This is a genomic window from Streptomyces sp. TAA040 (genome assembly GCF_000424845.1).
This window is the reverse complement of the sequence record NZ_KE384254.1, coordinates 181,595-200,550: the sequence shown is the minus strand read 5'-3', so window position 1 is coordinate 200,550 and position 18,956 is coordinate 181,595. Positions and strand designations below refer to the sequence as shown.

Below are 18,956 nucleotides of genomic sequence, written 5' to 3'. Positions count from 1 at the left end.
GGCGGGCCCGGCCGGGGCAGGTCAGCGGGCGCGGTTGAGGCTCTGCAAGGCCGAGCGCAGCAGTTGCGGGACGGGCGGGCGCCCACCGGCGGCGGCGATTTCCTCCGCCTGCGGCGCCACCGCGGTGACCGCGTCCTCCGCCTCGCGCGGGGCGTAGCCGAGGCCGATGAGCGCGCTGCCGAGCTGCTCCCGCCAGTCCTCGGATTGCCCGCCGGCCGGGCCCGCCGCCGGGCGGGACGCGGCTCCCGTCGGCGCTCCGAGCCGGTCCTTGAGCTCCAGCAGGAGTTTCTGCGCACCCTTCTTGCCGATGCCGGACACCGCGGTCAGGGCCTTCTCGTCCCCGGTGGACACCGCGCGGCGCAGGGCGTCGGGGCTGTGGGTCGCGAGCATCGCCTGCGCCAGCCGGGGCCCGACGCCGCTGGCGGTCTGGAGCAGTTCGAAGACCTGGCGCTCGTCGTCGTCGGGGAAGCCGTAGAGGGTGAGGGAGTCCTCGCGCACCACCAGCGAGGTGGCGAGACGGGCCGGCTCGCCGGGCCGCAGCGCGGCGAGGGTGCCCGGAGTGCACTGCACGGACACGCCGATGCCTCCCACCTCCACCACTGCGGTGTTCGGGGTGAGCGCCGCGACCGGGCCGGAGACGAAGGCGATCATGGGGTGGTGCCCTTCTCGGTGCTGCCTGCCCGGAGCGCCGGGGCTCCGGGGGACGGGACGCCGGTCGCGCCGCGGGGCGCACCGGCGGGACGGGCCGGACGGCGGGCCTCCTGCTCGGCCCGTTGGAGCCGGCCCAGGGCGGGCGCGCGCCAGATGTGGCAGATCGCCAGGGCCAGGGCGTCGGCGGCGTCGGCGGGGCGGGGCGGGGCGTCGAGCCGCAGCAGTCTGGTCACCATTGCTCCCACCTGGGCCTTCTCCGCCCGCCCCGATCCGGTGACGGCGGCCTTGACCTCACTGGGGGTGTGCAGGGCCACGGGCAGGCCGCGGCGTGCGGCGCAGAGCATGGCGACGGCGCTGGCCTGGGCGGTGCCCATCACCGTGTTGACGTTGCGCTGGCTGAACACCCGTTCCACCGCGACCGCTTCGGGCCGGTGGGTGTCGAGCCAGTTCTCCATGCCCTGCTCGATGCCGACGAGCCGGCGGGCCGTCTCGGCTTCCACCGAGGTCCGGATCACGCCGACCGCCAGCATCCGCAGCGGCCGGCCCGCGGTGCCCTCGACCACGCCGATGCCGCAGCGGGTGAGTCCCGGATCCACCCCGAGCACACGCAACGGGCGCTCCCCTCGGTTCTGCTTCCGTCCGGCCCGACGAGTGTCGCACCGGTGGTTCCGCCGTCCTCGCGGGCGCACCGCGGTGGCGCGCCCGCGAGGGCGGCCGTGCCACGGAGGCTATCGGTCGGCACCGACAGCGCCGACCCCTGCGGCCCGTGCGGCCCGCAACGGCCGGATGCCGCCGCGCTCAGGCGTCGACCTTGGCCATCACGTCGTCGGAGACGTCGAAGTTGGCGAAGACGTTCTGGACGTCGTCGCTCTCCTCCAGGGCGTCGATGAGCTTGAAGATCTTGCGCGCGCCCTCCTCCTCCAGCTCGACCTGCATGGTCGGCACGAAGCTGGCGTCGGCGGAGTCGTAGTCGATCCCGGCCTCCTGGAGTGCCGTGCGGACGGCGACCAGGTCGGTGGCCTCGCTGAGTACCTCGAAGGAATCGCCGAGGTCGTTGACCTCCTCGACGCCCGCCTCCAGCACCGCGGCGAGCACGTCGTCCTCGCTCATCCCCGCCTTGGGGACGAGGACGACGCCCTTGCGGTTGAAGAGGTACGAGACGGAGCCGGGGTCCGCCATCGACCCGCCGTTGCGGGTCATGGCGACCCGCACGTCCGAGGCGGCCCGGTTGCGGTTGTCGGTGAGGCACTCGATGAGCACGGCCACGCCGTTCGGGCCGTAGCCCTCGTACATGATCGTCTCGTAGTCGGCGCCACCGGCTTCGAGACCCGCACCGCGCTTGACCGCACTGTCGATGTTCTTGTTGGGGACGGAGCTCTTCTTCGCCTTCTGGATGGCGTCGTAGAGCGTCGGGTTCCCCTCGGGGTCGGCTCCCCCGGTTCGGGCCGCGACCTCGATGTTCTTGATCAGCTTCGCGAAGAGCTTGCCGCGCTTGGCATCGATCACGGCCTTCTTGTGCTTGGTGGTTGCCCACTTAGAGTGGCCGGACACAGCCTCGCTCCTTCGATGTCACCTACGGTTCGAACTCTTGCCAACGCGGTGATCCTACCGCCAGGCCCCGAAGGTGCGGGCCGCCGTCACCGGCCCCGGGGGCGCGGCGGCGCCCCGTCCGCGCGCTCCGCGCCGGTCCGCCGGGGTCCCGGTATCAGGTCGGCGGCTCCTATCCCCGCGCCAGGGCGTCCCGCACCATACCGGTGAACAGGCGGTGCACCCGGTGGTCGCCGGTGAGTTCCGGGTGGAACGCGGTGGCGAGGAGGTCCCCCTGGCGCACCGCGACGGGACGGCCCCCGCAGACGGCCAGCACCTCGACACCGGCACCGAGCGACTCCGCCCAGGGAGCCCTGATGAACAGCCCCTCCACGGGGCCGCCGCCGACGCCGGCCATCTCGACCCCGGCCTCGAAGGACTCGTTCTGCCGGCCGAAGGCGTTCCGTCGGACGATCATGTCGATGCCGCCGACCGTCTCCTGGCCGGAGCGCGGGTCCAGGATCTTGTCCGCCAGCATGATCATTCCCGCGCAGGAGCCGTAGGTGGGCATCCCCGCCCGCACCCGCTCCCGGAGCGGTTCGAGCAGGCCGAAGACGGTCGCCAGCTTGTGCATGGTGGTGGACTCGCCCCCGGGGATCACCAGTCCGTCCACCGCCGCGAGTTCCTGCGGGCGGCGGACCGGGGACGCCTGGGCGCCCGCGCCGGCCAGCGCCGCGAGGTGCTCGCGCACATCGCCCTGGAGGGCGAGGACGCCGATGCGGGGAGTGCTCGGATCAGTCAAGGGAGAAGAACCTTTCGGCACGCCCGGCGGGCGGTCGGCCCCGACCGCCCACCGGGTGGGGCGGTCACCAGCCGCGGGCGGCGTAGCGCTCGGTCTCGGGCAGGGTGTCGCAGTTGATTCCCACCATGGCCTCGCCCAGGTCCCGCGAGGCGTCGGCGACGACCTTGGGGTCGTCGTGGAAGGTGGTGGCCTTGACGATGGCGGCCGCGCGCCGGGCGGGGTCACCGGACTTGAAGATCCCGGAGCCGACGAACACGCCCTCGGCACCGAGTTGGCGCATCAGCGCGGCGTCGGCGGGGGTGGCCACACCACCGGCGGAGAACAGCACCACGGGGAGCCTGCCGAGTCCGGCGACCTCCTTGACCAGCTCGTACGGGGCACGCAGCTCCTTGGCCGCGGCGTACAGCTCATGGTTGTCCAGACCCTTGAGCCGGTTGATCTCGCCCCGGATCTGCCGCATGTGGCGGACGGCCTCCACCACGTTGCCGGTGCCGGCCTCGCCCTTGGAGCGGATCATGGCGGCACCCTCGCCGATGCGGCGCAGCGCCTCGCCGAGGTTCGTGGCTCCGCAGACGAAGGGCGTGGTGAAGGACCACTTGTCGCTGTGGTTGACCTCGTCGGCCGGAGTGAGCACCTCGGACTCGTCGATGTAGTCCACACCCAGCGCCTGGAGCACCTGTGCCTCGACGAAGTGCCCGATGCGCGACTTGGCCATCACGGGGATGGAGACCGCACCGATGATGCCCTCGATCATGTCCGGGTCGGACATCCGGGCGACGCCGCCGTCCTTGCGGATGTCGGCCGGGACACGCTCCAGCGCCATCACGGCGACGGCGCCGGCGTCCTCGGCGATCTTGGCCTGCTCGGGCGTGACGACGTCCATGATCACGCCTCCCTTGAGCTGCTCGGCCATGCCGCGCTTGACGCGGGCGGTGCCGGTCTCGGGGGTCCGGACGGGGCCGGCGGAGTCGGCCGCGGACGTGCTGGGGGGCGTGCTGGACACGGTGTGACCTCACTCGAAGGAGAAAATATGACAAGAACCATCGTATGCGTACGGCTCGGAGCCGACGCCGCCTGGTCGGCCCGCTGCCCCGCCGTGCGGGAGCGGGACGGGGACGGAGCGGCGACGGACCGCCGTCCGGACACGTCGGTGGACACTGCTCAGGGAACGCCCCGGGCTCCAGTGACGAAAAGGGCCAATCCGCGGTCAGTGGCTCTCGCCGGGCAGGGTCGCGGCACGGTCGGCGAGGGCCGGTGGCGGCTCGTCGTCCATCTCGAAGGCCACCGGGACCCTCGAGTGCCCGGCGAGCCGGAGCCAGCGCACCGTGCGGTACCGACGCAGCGCCCGGGCCGCCCGGACCGAGTCGTTGTGGAACCTGCGCGCCATCGGGACCCGCCGGACGGCCGCGACCAGTTCGGCCGCGGTGTCCTCGCCGCCCGGCACCGCGCGCATCTCCGCCACCTGGGCGCTGTCCGCGAAGACCGCCCGAAGAGCCTGGCTGAGTTCGCTCTCGGCCACCTCGCGCTGCTCCTCCTCCTCCGCAAGCCGGGCGTCGTGGGCGGCCCGGTAGAGCACCATCGAGGCCGCCGGATCGAAGACGCCGGAGGTCGCGAGTTCCTGGGCGATGGAGGCACGGCGCAGCAACTGGGCGTCCAGCGCCGCCCGGGAGGCGTCGATCCGGGCGTGCAGCCGATCCAGCCGGCCCGCTGTCCAGCTCAGGTAGACGCCGAGCAGCAGCAGCGCGGCGGTGATCCAGAAAAGCCAGAGGAACATGCTCACGGCAGGCCACAGTACCGGCACCGCGCCGAAGCGCGGTCCGCCCTCAGTTCCACAGCCGCAGCCGGCCGAGCTGCCTCGCCCGGTCGTCGGCCGCCACCGTGGAGGCGCCCTCGGCAACCGTCTCGTAGACCGCCAGGATGTCCGCACCGACGGTGGACCAGTCGAAGCGGCGCACGTGGCGCGCAGCGAGGTCCTGGAGCTCCTTGCGCCGCCGCGGGTCGCCGAGCAGCTCGACGGCGGCCGCCGCCAGCCCCGCCGCGTCCCCGCTGGAGAACAACCGGCCGGCCGCTCCCCCGTCCAGCACCTGCGCGAAGGCGTCGAGATCGCTGGCCAGGACCGGCGCGCCCGCCGACATCGCCTCCACGAGGATGATGCCGAAGCTCTCGCCGCCGAGGTTGGGCGCCACGTACACGTCCACGCTGCGCAACAGCCGGGCCTTGTCCTCGTCGCTGACCATCCCCAGGAACTCCACCCGGTCGCGGTACTCCGCGGGCAGGCCGTCGACCGCCTCTTCCTCGTCACCCCGGCCCGCCACCAGCAGGCGGGCCTGCGGCCGGGCGTCGAGGATCGCGGGCAGCGCCCGCATCAGGACGGGCAGGCCCTTGCGCGACTCGTCGATCCGGCCGATGAAGCCGATCGTGTCGCCCTGCCACTCGGCCTTCGGCTCGGCGTCCGCGAAGAAGTCCACGTCCACGCCGTTGGGAATGACCACCGCGTCACCGCCGAGGTGCTCCACAAGCGTGCGCCGGGCGTACTCGCTGACCGCGATCCGGGCGCTGATCTTCTCCAGGGCCGGTTGCAGGATCGGGTAGGCGGCGATCATTGCCCGGGACCTGGGGTTGGAGGTGTGGAACGTGGCGACCATCGGGCCGCGGGCCGCCCAGCAGGCGAGCAGTGCGAGCGAGGGCGCGGCCGGCTCGTGGATGTGCAGGACCTCGAAGTCGCCCTCGTTGACCCAGCGCCGGGCCCGGGTGGCGGACAGGAAGCCGAAGTTCAGCCGCGCCACCGAGCCGTTGTAGGGCACCGGCACCGCGCGCCCGGCCGACACGACGTAGTCCGGCAGCGGGGTGTCGTCGTCGGCCGGCGCCAGCACCGAGACGTGGTGGCCCAGCCGGAGCAGGTGCTCCGCCAAGTCCCTGATGTGGAACTGGACCCCTCCGGGAACGTCCCAGGAGTAGGGACAGACGATGCCGATCCTCACGGCTGCTCCGATCCGGCCGGGGCCCGGGGTGAGGTCTCCAGGTCGGCGAGCCAGAGCCGTTGCAGCATGTGCCAGTCCTCGGGGTGGCGGGCGATGCCGTGGGCGAAGGCGTCGGCCATCGTCTGGGTCATCGCCTGCGCCTTCTCCTTGCGGCTGCCGAGCGCGGGTACGTCCACCGGAGGGTGCACGTACCCCTTCATGGTGGCCGTCTCGTCGAACCAGAGGTTGACGGGCAGAAGCAGCGCCCCGGTCTGCTGGGCGAGCAGCGCGGGGCCGCCGGGCATCCTGGTCGTCTCGCCGAAGAACGAGACCTCCAGCCCCGCCGCCGAGAGGTCGCGGTCGGCGACCAGGGCGATGAGCCCGCCGGCCCGCAGCCGGCGGGCGAGGGTCCCGAACGTGGTACCGCCGGTGTGCGGCAGCACCTCCATGCCGAGACTCTCGCGGTAGGCGACGAAGCGGTCGTAGAGGCTCTCCGGCTTCAGCCGCTCGGCGACCGTGGTGAACGGGATGCCCTGATGGGTGGCGAGCCAGGCGCCGGCGAGGTCCCAGTTGGCCATGTGCGGCAGGGCGAGGACGACGCCCCGCCCGGCGGCCAGTCCGTCGTGGAGGCGGTGGATGTCGGTGATCTCCACGCTGCCGCCGAGCCGCTCGGGGTCCCAGGCGGGGAGCCGGAAGGACTCCACCCAGTAGCGGAGGTAGGAGCGCATCCCGGCCCTGGAGAGGTCCGCGAGTTCCTGCGGTCCCGCGTGCGGGACCACTCGGGAAAGGTTGGCCTCCAGTTGCCGCACCGCCCGGCCACGCCGCTTCCAGGTGCGGTCCGCGACGGTTCGGCCCAGGCGTACCGCGGCCCCTTCGGGCAGCCGCTTCACCGCGCCCCAGCCGAGCCCGTAGAGGCCGCCGGCGACTCGTTCCCTCATCCCCGGCCGCCTTCCCGCCCGGCGTCCGGGTCGGTGCGCCCGGCGTCGGTGCGCGGTGCCTCGGCACGGGCGGCGGTGTCGGAGGACGCGGAGGGGCTCCCGGCCGCCGGAGGGGCGGGCGGCGCGAGCGGGGACGCGGCGTCCGCCTCTGCTGCCTCCCGCCGCACGGTGACCATCCGCTGGACGAGGGTGACCAGGCTCCCGGCGGCCACCGCCCAGAGGGCGATCGGCAGCAGCAGCTGGATGTGGGGCACGCCGAAGATCTCGAACCCGGAGAGCCCCGTCAGCACCAGCGTGACGACCATCCGCTCGGCGCGCTCCACCAGTCCGTTCACCCGGACCGGCAGGCCGATACTCTCTCCCCGCGCCTTGGTGTAGGACACCACCTGGCCGCTCGCCAGGCAGAAGATCGCGACCGCGCAGAGCAGCACGTTGTCGCCCTCGCCCGCGTACCAGAGCGCGATCCCCCCGAAGACCGCCGCGTCGGCGACCCGGTCGAGGGTCGAGTCGAGGAAGGCTCCCCACCGCCTGGAGACACCGGTCTGGCGCGCCATCGTGCCGTCGATCATGTCGGAGAAGACGAAGACGGTGATGAAGACGGTGCCCCAGAAGAAGGAGCCCTGCGGATAGAACACCAGCGCGCCGGTGGCCACACCGGCGGTTCCCACCATCGTGACGGCGTCCGGGCTCACGCCCAGACGCAGCAGCAGAGCGGCGAACGGGGTGAGGACACGCGTGAAGAAAGCACGCGCGTACTTGTTCAGCATGGCTGTCCCGATGGTCGTGTGCGAGCCGGGTGGCGTTGGGCCACCGGCGGCCCCATCGTAGCCAGGCCCCGCCCGGGCTCCGCGAACGGATCGCGGCCGGCGGCCCGCGGACGTCCGGGCCGCCGGCACCGGCCCCGGGCCGGGCGCGTCCGCCGTGCCCGCGTCCCGGACGTCATGATCCGACACACCGTCAACTCCCGCAGCATTTCCCCGAACCGGGGCGGGTGGCCGGGCCGGGCCCGATACGCTGGCAGCAGGGCAGAAAGTGTGCGGCGCCACGCTGCGGGGAACTGCCATGGCAGCAGCCGGTGCCGAGGGAAGTGGGGGCATACGTGGCGGGCTTCGATGACCAGCAGCACGGTGTGGAGGTCGGCTTCAGCCCTGGCGCCCAGGTGCCGCTGTCCGGCAGCTCCGGCAAGACCGCGGCCACCCAGGCCCTGGCCTCCGCTGCCTACCGCGACACGGCGGTCGACGGGCTGTCCGCGGCCAACGAGGACACCGTGGTCAAGCCGGCGAAGCTCTCCCTTTTCGAGCCGAACCTGGGGGAGGCGTTCTCCCGCGCGGTGCAGTCGCGGATGTTGGGCAAGGGCCGGGCTCCGCTGATCCAGTCCTTCGGCATCGACACCCAGTCCGTGGTGGACCACTGCCTGGCCGCGAACCGGATCCGCAAGGCCCGGGACACCCGGCTCACGGTGGTCATGCTCGTCTTCGGCGTGCTCTTCCTGCCGGGTGTGCTTCTCTGGCTGGCCGGTTTCCAGCTCCGGCGCTCGCTGGCCGGCTCCAAGGACCGCAGGGCGGGCGCGGTCGGGGCGGGGGCCCTCGTCGCCCTGGCCGGCCTGGTCGTCCTGGCCGCGGTGCAGCTCCCGGTCGACGGGCTGCTGGCCCTCTACCTGCGGGCGATGCTGGTGGCGCCGGTGATCGGCTGGCTGTGGGCCAAGCAGATCTGCGAGCGTTCCGCCAGGAGCCTGCGGGAGAACTGGCAGGCGCTGCTCGGCAGCGTCGGAGTCGGCGCCCGCATCCCGGAGGCGGTACCGCAGAACCCCGGGGACGCGGAGGCCGAGCGGCTGCGGCAGGCGCTGGTCGAGCTCCAGTCCGAGCAGGCGAGCAACGTGGTCTTCTACGCCGGCCCCAAGGGCATACTGGGCATGGGCACGCGCTGGGGCGGCTGGAACCTGGCCGAGGACCTGGTGCCCCGCAAGGACGTCGACGACATCAACGGCTTCCGGAGCTGGGATGTCGTCAGGGCCATCCAGGACCAGCTCCGGATGCTGGAGCGCGGCCCCCTGCACACCGGCGGCTTCCCCAAGCCGTCCATCCGGCACTGGATCGTCTCCCCGGTGGGCGAGGGCGCCAAGGCGGTCTCCAGGCCCGAGGGCCAGGAGGTCGAGGGCTCCCGGGTCCGCGACTTCGAGGTCCAGCGGATCTGCAACGAACAGCAGTTCGGCAGCGGCGACCGACACTACCTGGGAGTGCAGTGGGTGCTGTGGGACGGCCAGCTGGTACTGACGATGCTGATCACGGTCACGGTGCTCCACCAGACGCTGCGCATCGAGGTGACGGGCCACGCGCTGGGCCCGGTGAACCCGTTCTTCACCACGAAGCCCGCGGCGAAGGAGAAGGAGGTCTCCAAGACCTTCCGGTTCTGGGAGACGAAGAAGGTCCCGCTGCCCCTGGTGCAGGCCCGCGAGGTGGTGCGGCTCGCTGCGCGCGCTCCGCTGACCTGGTTCCCACCCGTGCTGGACTTCCTCGGCGGCAAGCTGGTGCTGCCCGAGCCGTTCGGGCTCCGCCACGTCTGGGCGGACAAGCCCTGGCGGCACCGGTTCATGGCCGACGACGCGCTGCGCGCCGCCGCCCCGGTACTGCGGGTGGTGCACTCGGCGGCGTTCCGGGTGCTGGAGGAGAACGGCGTGGACACCGAGAAGTTCGGCGCCCGCTCGTCCGGCCTCAGCGGTGCGGTACAGGCTCCCAGCCCCGGGAACAGCGACGACTACTCCGTCTGAACCGCGGCGGCGGCCCCGGAGGCGCTCAGGCGGACGTCCGCCAGGTCTCGGCGAGCATCCGCCGGGTGTCGCCGAGGAGCTGCGGGAGAATCCGGGTGTGCCCGACGACCGGCATGAAGTTGGTGTCGCCGCCCCAGCGGGGCACCACGTGCTGGTGGAGGTGGGCCGCGATGCCCGCTCCGGCGACCCCGCCCTGGTTCATCCCGATGTTGAAGCCGTGCGCGCCGGACGCGGTGCGCAGGACCCGCATCGCCTGCTGGGTGAAGGCGCCGAGTTCCGCGGTCTCCGCGGCGTCGAGATCCGGGTAGTCGGCGACGTGCCGGAACGGCACCACCATGAGGTGACCGCCGTTGTACGGGTACAGGTTGAGCACCGCGTAGACGCGCTCGCCGCGCGCGAGGACCAGGCCGTCCTCGTCGCTCTTGCCGGGGATGGCGCAGAACGGGCAGCCGTCGCCGGCGCCGGGCCCGCTGGGTTTGTTCTCCCCCTGGATGTACGCCATCCGGTGCGGCGTCCACATGCGCTGGAACGCGTCCGCCGTGCCTACCCCGATCTGCTGCTCCGGCTCGCTGCTCATGCCGCTCAGCATAGGACGTCCGCACCGCGGTGCGTCGGCCGGGCGCCACGGGCGGGCCTTTGCGCGGCCCGGCCCGGGCGCCCGCGCCTCCCCCGGCCGCTGAGGCGGCCGGGGGAGGCGCGGGGGGGGCGTTTCTCAGGCCCCGGAGCGCTCCCGGACCGCCGTGCGCAGCTCGGCGAGCGCCTCGTTTGTGGGGACGCCGTTGCGCTGCGTGCCGTCGCGGTAGCGGAAACTCACGGCGCCGGCGGCGATGTCCTCGTCGCCCGCGATGAGCATGTACGGCACCTTGGACTTCTGCGCGTTGCGGATCTTTTTCTGCATCCGGTCCGAAGAGGCGTCGACCTCCACTCGCAGGCCCTCGGCCCGCGCCGCGGCGGCGAACTCCCGGAGGTAGGGGACGTGGTCGTCGCCGATCGGGATGCCGACCGCCTGCACGGGGGCGAGCCACGCGGGGAAGGCGCCCGCGTAGTGCTCCAGCAGTACCGCGAAGAACCGCTCGATCGACCCGAACAGTGCCCGGTGGATCATCACGGGGCGCTGTCGGCTCCCGTCGGCGGCGGTGTACTCCAGGTCGAACCGGTCCGGCAGGTTGAAGTCGACCTGGATGGTCGACATCTGCCAGGTGCGGCCGATCGCGTCCCTGGCCTGCACCGAGATCTTCGGACCGTAGAAGGCGGCACCGGCCGGGTCCATGACGAGATCCAGGCCCTGCTTGCCGGCGGCCTGCCGGAGCGCCTCGGTGGCCTGCTCCCAGTTCTCGTCCGAGCCGATGTACTTCTCCGGGTCCTTGGTGGAGAGCTCCAGGTAGAAGTCCTCCAGGCCGTAGTCCCGCAGCAGGTTGAGCACGAAGGTGAGGAGCGAGTCGAGCTCGTCGGCCATCTGCTCACGGGTGCAGTAGATGTGCGCGTCATCCTGGGTGAAGCCCCGCGCCCGGGTCAGACCGTGCACCACGCCGGACTTCTCGTACCGGTAGACCGTGCCGAACTCGAACAGCCGGAGCGGCAGTTCGCGGTAGGAGCGTCCCCGGGCGTCGAAGATCAGGTTGTGCATCGGGCAGTTCATGGGCTTGAGGTAGTAGTCCTGGCCCTCGTCGAGCTGCATGGGCGGGTACATGCCGTCGGCGTACCAGTCCAGGTGGCCGGACTTCTCGAACAGGGTGCCCTTGGTGGCGTGAGGGGTGTAGACGAACTCGTACCCCTCCTCCTCGTGGCGCCGCCGCGAGTAGTCCTCCATGGTGCGGCGGACGATTCCGCCCTTGGGGTGGAAGACCGCCAGGCCGGAGCCGATCTCCTCCGGCACGGAGAAGAGGTCCAGCTCGGCGCCGAGCTTGCGGTGGTCGCGCTTCTCGGCCTCCGCGAGGAACTCCAGGTGCGCCTTGAGCTCGTCCTTGGTCGGCCACGCGGTCCCGTAGATCCGCTGGAGCTGCTTGTTCTTCTCACTGCCGCGCCAGTAGGCGGCCGCCGAGCGCATCAGCTTCACGGCCGGGATGTTGCGGGTGGTCGGCAGGTGCGGGCCCCGGCAGAGGTCCTTCCAGCACAGCTCGCCGGTCCGCGGGTCCAGGTTGTCGTAGATCGTCAGCTCACCGGCGCCGACCTCGGCGGACGCGCCCTCGGCCGCGTCGGCCGCCGAGCCCTTGAGCCCGATCAGCTCCAGCTTGTACGGCTCGTCGGCGAGCTCCTGCCGGGCGTCCTCGTCCGTGGTGACCCGGCGCGAGAAGCGCTGCCCGCGCTTGACGATCTCCTGCATCTTCTTCTCGATGCGCCTGAGGTCTTCCGGCTGGAAGGGCTGCTCCACGTCGAAGTCGTAGTAGAAGCCGTCCTTGACCGGGGGGCCGATACCGAGCCGGGCTTCCGGGAAGAGCTGCTGCACCGCCTGGGCCATCACGTGGGCGGCGGAGTGCCGCAGGATGTCCAGTCCGTCCGGGCTGGACATCTCGACCGGCTCGACGGTGTCGCCTTCGGCGACCTCGTGGGCCAGGTCGCGCAACTCGCCGGACACCCGGACGGCGACGACGGTGCGCTCCCCGGGGAACAGCTCGGCGGCCGTCGTGCCCGTGGTCACCACGCGCTCTTCCCGCTCGGAATCGCGTTGGATCATCACACGGACGTCTGACACCGGGTTTCTCCTGACTCGTGCTGCGTCAGCGCCGACGTGCGCCGGGCGCCGGGCGAATCGTACCGAGAACGGCACCCCCGGTGCGAAACGGTTCCCGGGCCCGGACGGCGGGAGGCGTTCCCGGACTGGGCCGGTGGGCGGGCCGCCCGGGAGAGCACGCGAGGGTCGGTCCGTCGTGACGACGGACCGACCCTCGCGAGTGGTGGGCGATACTGGGTTCGAACCAGTGACCTCTTCGGTGTGAACGAAGCGCTCTTCCACTGAGCTAATCGCCCGCGGCGCCCTGCGGCACGGACAGAACCATACAGGGCCGCCCAGCCTCGTCCAAACCGCGTTCCGCGCGTTCGTCCCGGGGTCGCGGCCCCGGTCCACGCGACGCCCGAGCGGCCCGCAACGCAGAGCGGGACCGGCGGGGCACTGCCTGCCGATCCCGTGCGGACGTGGGCGATACTGGGTTCGAACCAGTGACCTCTTCGGTGTGAACGAAGCGCTCTTCCACTGAGCTAATCGCCCGCGGTGCCCTGCGGCACGCGGAAGACACTACCGCATCCGCGGGGCTCGCCAGGACCGCCCCGGCGCCCCGGGACGGTCGCCCGCGAGGAGGGCCCGGAGGTCCGCACGGGCCGCGGAGGCCGTTCACTGGATCGGCGGTACCGGACAAACCCGCTGCCCGCTGTACGAACGACTTCAAGCCTCACAAATCCGTCAGAGGGGTTTACAAGCGACCCGCAGGTGGCATGTCGATTTCGCCGACGTGCGAATCCCCGAGCGCACACTGAGCGAAAGGCCTGGGCGCTTATGAACACCACGGTCAGCTGCGAGCTGCACCTGCGCCTCGTTGTATCGAGCGAGTCCTCCCTGCCCGTACCTGCGGGCCTGCGGTATGACACGGCCGACCCCTACGCCGTGCACGCCACCTTCCACACCGGAGCCGAGGAGACCGTCGAGTGGGTATTCGCCCGCGATCTCCTCGCCGAAGGCCTGCACCGACCCACCGGCACCGGTGACGTCCGTGTCTGGCCCTCCCGAAGCCACGGGCAGGGCGTCGTCTGCATCGCCCTCAGCTCACCGGAGGGCGAAGCACTGCTGGAGGCCCCCGCACGGGCCCTGGAGTCGTTCCTGAAGCGAACGGACGCAGCCGTGCCTCCCGGCACCGAACACCGACACTTCGACCTCGACACAGAGCTCTCGCACATCCTCGCCGAGAGCTGACGCCCCACCGGCCCACCCGCGCCGTCCGACTCGGGGCGACGGCGCGGGCCCGGTGGGAGAACCGCCTGGCCAGTCAAGGCGCCGTCCGCACGTGCGGACGGCGTCTTCGCCATGCGAGCGGCTAGAGTCTCCCGGCAACAGTGACCGCCACAGGAAAGCCGTCTCCACAGCGGCCAGGGAGCGACCGTGCTGATCAACCACGACACCCGGTGCGCGCTCGACAACGTGGTCGACCTCCTCAACACGGCACCGGACGCGGACACCCCCGACACGCTCACGAGCCTGCCGGCGCTCCGCGACTTCGTCCGGCGCAACGACGTCAGCGGGGTGGGCGAACTCCGGGAGCCCGACCTCGATGCCGTCCGCGAGGTCCGGGGCCGGTTTGCGGCGGTCTTCGCGGCGCCCGGTGCGCGGGCCGCCGCGACGCTCATCAACACCCTGGTGGCCGAGGCCGGCACCACCCCGCAGCTCACCGACCACGACGGCTACGACTGGCACGTGCACTACTTCGCACCCGGTGCCTCGGTGGCCGAGCACCTCGCGGCCGACGGGGGGATGGCACTCGGCTTCCTCATCGTCGCCGGGGAGCGCGAGCGGCTGCGTCGCTGCGCCGCCCCCGACTGCCGCCGGGCCTTCATCGACCTGTCCCGGAACCGCTCCCGCCGCTACTGCGACAGCCGCACCTGCGGAAACCGCCTGCACGTGGCCGCCTACCGGGCACGGCAGCGCGAGGCAGGCGGCGCCTGAACCCGCCCCCGGCCCGCGGGGTCACAGCAGGAACAGGTCATGCACCGCCGTGAGCAGCAGGAGCGCCCCGATCAGGGCCAGGAAGAACATCAGCGGGGGTTGGGAGAGGGCGAAGAGGCACCCCTGGGGCTCCGGGTCGGCGGGCCCGGAGTCGACGTCGGACGGGTTCTGCGCGGGAGGCGGGGTGAAGTCCCCGGGGTTGTACGGCATCTCGCCGTGATGATGGCGCAGCCGACACCTTCTGGAGGCTCAAAATGCCTGCGCGACCTCGGAGTTCATCAGATTCCGTGCTTTTTCAGGATCGCTTCGATGTCCGAGAAGTCATCCCCCTGGGTGGTTTCGCTCTCCTTGGCGGGCCTCTTGCCGCTCCCCGCTACAGACGCGCCGGCGCCTTGGCCCGCCGGGACCGCCGGCGACGCGGCGGCACCCCCGGCAGCTGCGGCTGCCGGACGGCTCCCGGACGAGACGGCCGCGTCCCGGGCCGGCTCCTGGCCGTGGGAGCGCGACCGGGCGAACCGCGAGACCAGGTAGAGGACCACCGCCAGCGCAAGCACACCGAAGCCGGCCCAGACCGTCGGCTTGAGGACGAGGTCGCCGGCCCAGGACGCGACCGCACGGGCGACGGAGGCTCCCAGCCCGACCAGCCCGGCCATCGCCAGCCCGACGGGCACCAGCGAGAAGGCCGCCAGGCGGGTGGCGGCGGCGTAGCGGCGACGGTAGGCAGTCAGGAACGAGACAGCCAGACCGGCCGCGGAGAGGGCGGCGCATACGGTCACGGTCAGCATGTCTCCATCCTGCCCGGCACACGGCGCCCGACGCCATGCCGGAGGGAAACTTCGGGGACATCTCCGGGTGAACCCGTCCGGAAGCGGCTCCGACTGCGCCCGGAAGGGCGCACCGTGCACGGCTCCTGCCAGACTGTGGGCATGAACGACACCTCCGGCGGCCGTCCCGTCCTCGACATCTGGTGCGACCTCCAGTGCCCCGACTGCCACCGGGCGCAGCGCGACCTGCGGGCGCTGCGCGAGCGGTACGGGGACGCAGTGGAGGTCCGGCTGCGGCACTTCCCGCTGGCCAAGCACCGGCACGCGGTGGCAGCGGCCCAGGCCGCCGAGGAGGCCGGCGTGCAGGGGCGCGGACGGGAGTACGCAGAGGCGCTGCTCGCCCGCACCGGAGCGCTGGGCGAGCGGGGCGAGCCGGTGCTGCTGGAGGTTGCCCGGGAGCTCGCCCTGGACGCCGAGGAGATCGGGACCGCCCTCATCGACGGACGCCATCTGCTGGCCGTCGACGCCGACCAGGCCGAGGGGCAGGCCCTCGGGGTCCGAGGCACCCCGACGTACCTCCTCGGCGACGAGCGCTGGGACGGCTCGCAGAGCCAGGACGGGCTACGGGAGCGGATCGAGTGCCGGCTCGACGAGCTGCTCGCCGGGCGCTGACCGGCCACGGCGCCCGGCCCGAGGCCTCGCAGAGGCCCCACCCCGGGCGCGGAGCCGTCAATGCGGCGGACGGGCGCCGGGCAGAGGTTTCACCAGGTAGTGCGTGACGGGCCGGTAGTCCAGCGCGTGGTACAGCCGCTCGGCGGGGGTGTTGCCCGCGAACACGTTCAGCGCCAGACCCCTGACGCCCTCCGCCAGGCACACGCGTTCGGCGGCCTCCATGAGGGCGCGGCCGTGCCCCTCGCCCCGGCGCCCGGCGTGCACCTCCACCAGGTAGACGAAGCCGTCCTCCCGACCCGCGGCACGCAGCGACACCCAGAGCGTGCCCACGTCGGCGCCCCGGTGCGCGAGCACGCGCAGCACGGTGCGCGGCGTGTCAGGACCCTGCGGCAGCAGCCGCAGGTGGTCCGCGCGCGCCTTGGTGGCGGCCGCCTCGGCCGTCAGCCCGCGATCGCGCCACGACCGCGCGTAGGAGGCGTCCCGGCCGGCCCGCCAGACCTCGTACGCCGCGGCGTCCATGGCGCGTACCTCGTACTCCTCGCCGAGCGGGGGCGGCGTTCCGAGGTCCTTGCGGAGGTGGTGGTTGCGCGGGCGGTAGCCCAGGGCGAGCGCCAGGTGGTGTGCCGCCTCGGCCTCGGCCGGCACCGCCGCCTCCACCTCGGCGCAGCCCCAGTCCCGCAGCACCTCCTCCGCGGCCAGCACGGCCACGGTCGCCCGGCCGCGGCGGCGGTCGGGCCCGTCGACGGTCAACTCCTGGATCCGGCCCGACACGAAGCCGCCGATACGCGCGGTGGTCAGGCGCAGCGAGCCGACGGGGCGGTTGTTGTCCCGGACGAGGAACCTGCGGGTCCGCCCGCCCGCGTCGTCGTGTCTCTCGGGCCCGTCCGGGCGCAGCGTGGTGGTCACGACGGAAGTCCTACCCGCTGCGGGGGCCGCACGCTCCTCGATTCCGCGCCCCTCCCGCACGACGGCTCAGGGATCGAGGTCGGCGGCGGCGCGCTCCTGGAACACCCGGCGCGCCTTGGTCGTCACGGGGCCCGGCGCCGACGGCGTCTCCCGGCCGTCGAGGCGCCGTACACCCTGGACGTCTCGCAGGCTGGAGGTCAGGAAGACCTCCTCGGCCCGCTCCAGCACGTCGAACGGCAGCTCCGTCTCCCGGGCGCCGGTCCACTCCAGCACCAGCGCCCGGGTAATGCCCGCAAGGCAGCCGGAGCTCGTCGGCGGGGTGTGCAGCTCCCCGTCGAGGACGACGAAGACATTGGTGCCGGTGCCCTCGCAGAGCTGCCCGCCGGTGTTCGCGAAGAGCGCCTCGGACGCCGCCTGCCGCCGGGCGTGCGCGAGCGCCACGACGTTCTCGGCGTACGAGGTCGTCTTCAGGCCGGTCACCGCACCGCGCTCGTTGCGCGTCCAGGGAACGGTGACGGCGGCGGTGGACTCGGACATCGGGCTCGACGCGGAGGCGGCCACCACGAGAGTGGGGCCGGCGTCGCCGCGGTCGGAGCCGAGCGGGGAGATGCCGCCGGTGTAGGTGATGCGCAGCCGTCCGAGCGGCATCGGGTCGGCCTCCAGCACCGCGGCGCAGGCGCGGCGCACCTCGTCCCGGTCCGGCTCGGGGAGGCCGAGGCCGCGCGCCGAGGCAGCCAGCCGGTCGAGGTGCCGGGTCAGGGCGAAGGGACGCCCGGAGACGGCCTTGAGCGTCTCGAACACTCCGTCGCCGACGGTCAGGCCGTGGTCGAGGACGGAGACCCGCGCGCTGTCGGGGTCGCGCAGCCTTCCGTCCAGCCAGATCAGCGTCACGGTCCTACCTCTCGGTCGAGTTGCCCGCGTACGTCCCCGACGCTACCCCCAACAGGCGCTCGGCCTTGAGTTCGGTCTCGGCCCATTCGTGTTGCGGGTCCGATCCCCAGGTGATGCCGGCGCCGGTGCCGAAGCGCAGCAGGGGCCGTTCCGCCGACGCCCGGTCGATCCAGAAGGTCCTGATGCCCACGGCGAGTCGACCGGTCCCGCGGTCGGCGTCCACCCAGCCGATCCCCCCGCAGTAGGGTCCGCGTGGCGCCGTCTCCAGCTCGGCGATGACCCGGAGTGCGCTGGCCTTCGGCGCGCCGGTCACCGAGCCGGGCGGGAAGGTGCCCGCCAGCAGTTCGGACCAGCCCGCCCCCGGGGCCAGCTCCCCGCGGACGGTGGACACCAGGTGCACCAGGCCCGGGTGGGGCTCCACGGCGCACAGCGAGGGGACGCGCACCGTTCCGGTGGCGCAGACCCGGCCGAGGTCGTTGCGGACCAGGTCGACGATCATCACGTTCTCGGCGCGGTCCTTGTCGAGCAGGTCGGCGGCGGTGCGGCCGGTGCCCTTGATCGGTCCCGACTCCACCGTCCGGCCGGCGCGCCCGAGGTACAGCTCCGGGGAAGCGGTGGCCACTTCGACGCCGTGGGCCGGCAGCCGGACGGTTCCCGCGTAGGGCGCCGGGTTGCCGGTCTCCAGCAGGGCGGACAAGGCGTCCACGTCCGCGCCCGCCGGGTCGGGCAGCGGGGCCTCCAGCACCCGGCAGAGGTTGGCCTGGTAGATCTCGCCCCGCGCGATGAGCTCCCGGACCCGGCCCACACCTGCCACGTAGGCCGCCCGGTCCAGCGAGGTGGACCAGGCGCCTGCGGCCGGTCCGCGCCAGGCGCGGGCCCGCCGGGCGGCGTCCGCCGGGTCCGGCCGTACGGTGCGCACGTCGCCGAACCGGGCGCACACCGGGCGGCCCCCGAAGTCGGCGACCACCGCCCACCACCCGCGCGAGTCCAGCGCCGCGGGGTCGCTGGTGACATCCCGCAGGTCGGAGGCGAGCAGCCGGCCGAAGCGGGCGAGGGGAACCTGGTCGAGCACGGTTTCGAGTCTATGGCGCCCCCGGGAGCGGAACGGAATTTGAGCTGACCCAGGAATCCGCTAGAGTTCACCACGTCGCCGGTTGTGTCAGTGGACCGGAGCAACGGCACCTGCGGACGTAGCTCAGTTGGTAGAGCATCACCTTGCCAAGGTGAGGGTCGCGAGTTCGAATCTCGTCGTCCGCTCGAAGGGGATCCCCCGGGATCCTCCTCGGTGGAGTGGCCGAGAGGCGAGGCAACGGCCTGCAAAGCCGTCTACACGGGTTCAAATCCCGTCTCCACCTCCAAGGACGATTAGCTCAGCGGGAGAGCGCTTCCCTGACACGGAAGAGGTCACTGGTTCAATCCCAGTATCG

Annotated in this window: 20 protein-coding genes and 4 tRNA genes; 6 read left to right on the top strand and 18 right to left on the bottom strand. The window is 72.5% G+C overall.

The window, feature by feature from the left end; all coding sequences use genetic code 11:
• Positions 1-21: 21 nt before the first annotated feature.
• The 9 genes from ruvA to pgsA all read right to left on the bottom strand — a co-directional run bounded on the left by ruvA (position 22) and on the right by pgsA (position 7,645).
• Positions 22-651 carry a Holliday junction branch migration protein RuvA gene (gene ruvA / locus H300_RS0122725; RefSeq protein ID WP_028429206.1) on the bottom strand — a complete coding sequence of 210 codons (630 nt, stop codon included), beginning with the start codon at positions 649-651 and terminating at the stop codon, positions 22-24.
• The gene (gene ruvC, locus H300_RS0122720) at positions 648-1,262 is read right to left on the bottom strand and encodes a crossover junction endodeoxyribonuclease RuvC (RefSeq protein ID WP_028429205.1); all 615 of its coding nucleotides are present in this window, start codon (positions 1,260-1,262) and stop codon (positions 648-650) included. The genes ruvA and ruvC overlap by 4 nt, the downstream gene beginning before the upstream one ends.
• 187 nt (positions 1,263-1,449) lie before the next feature.
• Positions 1,450-2,202, bottom strand: a complete 753-nt coding sequence (locus H300_RS0122715; protein WP_028429204.1) for a YebC/PmpR family DNA-binding transcriptional regulator — start codon at positions 2,200-2,202, stop codon at positions 1,450-1,452.
• A gap of 169 nt (positions 2,203-2,371) precedes the next feature.
• Complete coding sequence (gene pdxT, locus H300_RS0122710; protein ID WP_028429203.1) at positions 2,372-2,980, bottom strand: pyridoxal 5'-phosphate synthase glutaminase subunit PdxT; 609 nt, start codon at positions 2,978-2,980, stop codon at positions 2,372-2,374.
• Between the two features lie 64 nt (positions 2,981-3,044).
• Positions 3,045-3,983, bottom strand: coding sequence for a pyridoxal 5'-phosphate synthase lyase subunit PdxS (gene pdxS / locus H300_RS0122705; RefSeq protein WP_028429202.1), 939 nt, complete (start codon positions 3,981-3,983; stop codon positions 3,045-3,047).
• A 204-nt stretch (positions 3,984-4,187) separates the two neighbouring features.
• The gene (locus tag H300_RS0122700) at positions 4,188-4,754 is read right to left on the bottom strand and encodes a membrane protein (RefSeq protein WP_028429201.1); all 567 of its coding nucleotides are present in this window, start codon (positions 4,752-4,754) and stop codon (positions 4,188-4,190) included.
• Between the two features lie 49 nt (positions 4,755-4,803).
• Entirely contained in the window at positions 4,804-5,961 is a 1,158-nt protein-coding gene (locus H300_RS0122695) for a glycosyltransferase family 4 protein (protein ID WP_028429200.1), read from the bottom strand.
• The gene (locus tag H300_RS0122690) at positions 5,958-6,878 is read right to left on the bottom strand and encodes a phosphatidylinositol mannoside acyltransferase (RefSeq protein WP_028429199.1); all 921 of its coding nucleotides are present in this window, start codon (positions 6,876-6,878) and stop codon (positions 5,958-5,960) included. The genes H300_RS0122695 and H300_RS0122690 overlap by 4 nt, the downstream gene beginning before the upstream one ends.
• On the bottom strand, positions 6,875-7,645 hold the full coding sequence (pgsA, locus tag H300_RS28795) for a phosphatidylinositol phosphate synthase (protein WP_078516238.1): 771 nt from the start codon (positions 7,643-7,645) through the stop codon (positions 6,875-6,877). The genes H300_RS0122690 and pgsA overlap by 4 nt, the downstream gene beginning before the upstream one ends.
• Before the next feature lie 332 nt (positions 7,646-7,977).
• Here pgsA and H300_RS0122680 point away from each other — a divergent pair, with 332 nt between their 5' ends.
• Positions 7,978-9,645, top strand: a complete 1,668-nt coding sequence (locus H300_RS0122680) for a hypothetical protein (protein WP_037981588.1) — start codon at positions 7,978-7,980, stop codon at positions 9,643-9,645.
• Between the two features lie 25 nt (positions 9,646-9,670).
• Here H300_RS0122680 and H300_RS0122675 read toward each other — a convergent pair whose 3' ends face one another.
• From H300_RS0122675 to H300_RS0122660, 4 genes are all read right to left on the bottom strand, one after another.
• Positions 9,671-10,234, bottom strand: a complete 564-nt coding sequence (locus H300_RS0122675) for an HIT family protein (protein ID WP_028429197.1) — start codon at positions 10,232-10,234, stop codon at positions 9,671-9,673.
• Between the two features lie 123 nt (positions 10,235-10,357).
• Positions 10,358-12,337 carry a threonine--tRNA ligase gene (gene thrS / locus H300_RS0122670; RefSeq protein WP_028429196.1) on the bottom strand — a complete coding sequence of 660 codons (1,980 nt, stop codon included), beginning with the start codon at positions 12,335-12,337 and terminating at the stop codon, positions 10,358-10,360.
• 200 nt (positions 12,338-12,537) lie between these two features.
• Positions 12,538-12,612, bottom strand: a tRNA-Val gene (locus H300_RS0122665).
• Positions 12,613-12,778: 166 nt separating this feature from the next.
• Positions 12,779-12,850 (bottom strand) — tRNA-Val (locus H300_RS0122660).
• A 285-nt stretch (positions 12,851-13,135) separates the two neighbouring features.
• Between H300_RS0122660 and H300_RS0122655 the strand changes: the two genes are divergently transcribed.
• Both H300_RS0122655 and H300_RS0122650 read left to right on the top strand, forming a co-directional pair.
• Positions 13,136-13,549 carry an SsgA family sporulation/cell division regulator gene (locus H300_RS0122655; protein WP_003959770.1) on the top strand — a complete coding sequence of 138 codons (414 nt, stop codon included), beginning with the start codon at positions 13,136-13,138 and terminating at the stop codon, positions 13,547-13,549.
• 186 nt (positions 13,550-13,735) lie between these two features.
• Positions 13,736-14,296 carry a CGNR zinc finger domain-containing protein gene (locus H300_RS0122650; protein ID WP_028429195.1) on the top strand — a complete coding sequence of 187 codons (561 nt, stop codon included), beginning with the start codon at positions 13,736-13,738 and terminating at the stop codon, positions 14,294-14,296.
• Between the two features lie 21 nt (positions 14,297-14,317).
• On the opposite strand, the gene H300_RS0122645 is transcribed toward H300_RS0122650, so the two are convergent.
• Both H300_RS0122645 and H300_RS0122640 read right to left on the bottom strand, forming a co-directional pair.
• Entirely contained in the window at positions 14,318-14,506 is a 189-nt protein-coding gene (locus H300_RS0122645; protein ID WP_028429194.1) for a hypothetical protein, read from the bottom strand.
• 68 nt (positions 14,507-14,574) lie between these two features.
• The gene (locus tag H300_RS0122640; protein WP_028429193.1) at positions 14,575-15,081 is read right to left on the bottom strand and encodes a hypothetical protein; all 507 of its coding nucleotides are present in this window, start codon (positions 15,079-15,081) and stop codon (positions 14,575-14,577) included.
• Between the two features lie 141 nt (positions 15,082-15,222).
• Here H300_RS0122640 and H300_RS0122635 point away from each other — a divergent pair, with 141 nt between their 5' ends.
• Entirely contained in the window at positions 15,223-15,732 is a 510-nt protein-coding gene (locus H300_RS0122635) for a DsbA family protein (RefSeq protein WP_028429192.1), read from the top strand.
• Between the two features lie 57 nt (positions 15,733-15,789).
• Here the strand turns inward: H300_RS0122635 and H300_RS0122630 are convergent, their stop codons facing one another.
• The 3 genes from H300_RS0122630 to H300_RS0122620 all read right to left on the bottom strand — a co-directional run bounded on the left by H300_RS0122630 (position 15,790) and on the right by H300_RS0122620 (position 18,601).
• A complete protein-coding gene (locus tag H300_RS0122630) occupies positions 15,790-16,638 on the bottom strand; it encodes a GNAT family N-acetyltransferase (protein ID WP_028429191.1) in 849 nt (282 codons plus the stop codon).
• A 66-nt stretch (positions 16,639-16,704) separates the two neighbouring features.
• Positions 16,705-17,523 carry an aminodeoxychorismate lyase gene (locus H300_RS0122625; RefSeq protein WP_037981701.1) on the bottom strand — a complete coding sequence of 273 codons (819 nt, stop codon included), beginning with the start codon at positions 17,521-17,523 and terminating at the stop codon, positions 16,705-16,707.
• Between the two features lie 10 nt (positions 17,524-17,533).
• Positions 17,534-18,601: a chorismate-binding protein gene (locus tag H300_RS0122620; RefSeq protein ID WP_028429189.1), complete on the bottom strand. Its 1,068-nt coding sequence runs from the start codon at positions 18,599-18,601 to the stop codon at positions 17,534-17,536.
• Between the two features lie 112 nt (positions 18,602-18,713).
• Here H300_RS0122620 and H300_RS0122615 point away from each other — a divergent pair.
• Positions 18,714-18,786: transfer RNA gene (locus H300_RS0122615), tRNA-Gly, on the top strand.
• A gap of 27 nt (positions 18,787-18,813) precedes the next feature.
• Positions 18,814-18,887: transfer RNA gene (locus H300_RS0122610), tRNA-Cys, on the top strand.
• The last annotated feature ends 69 nt before the right edge of the window (positions 18,888-18,956 follow it).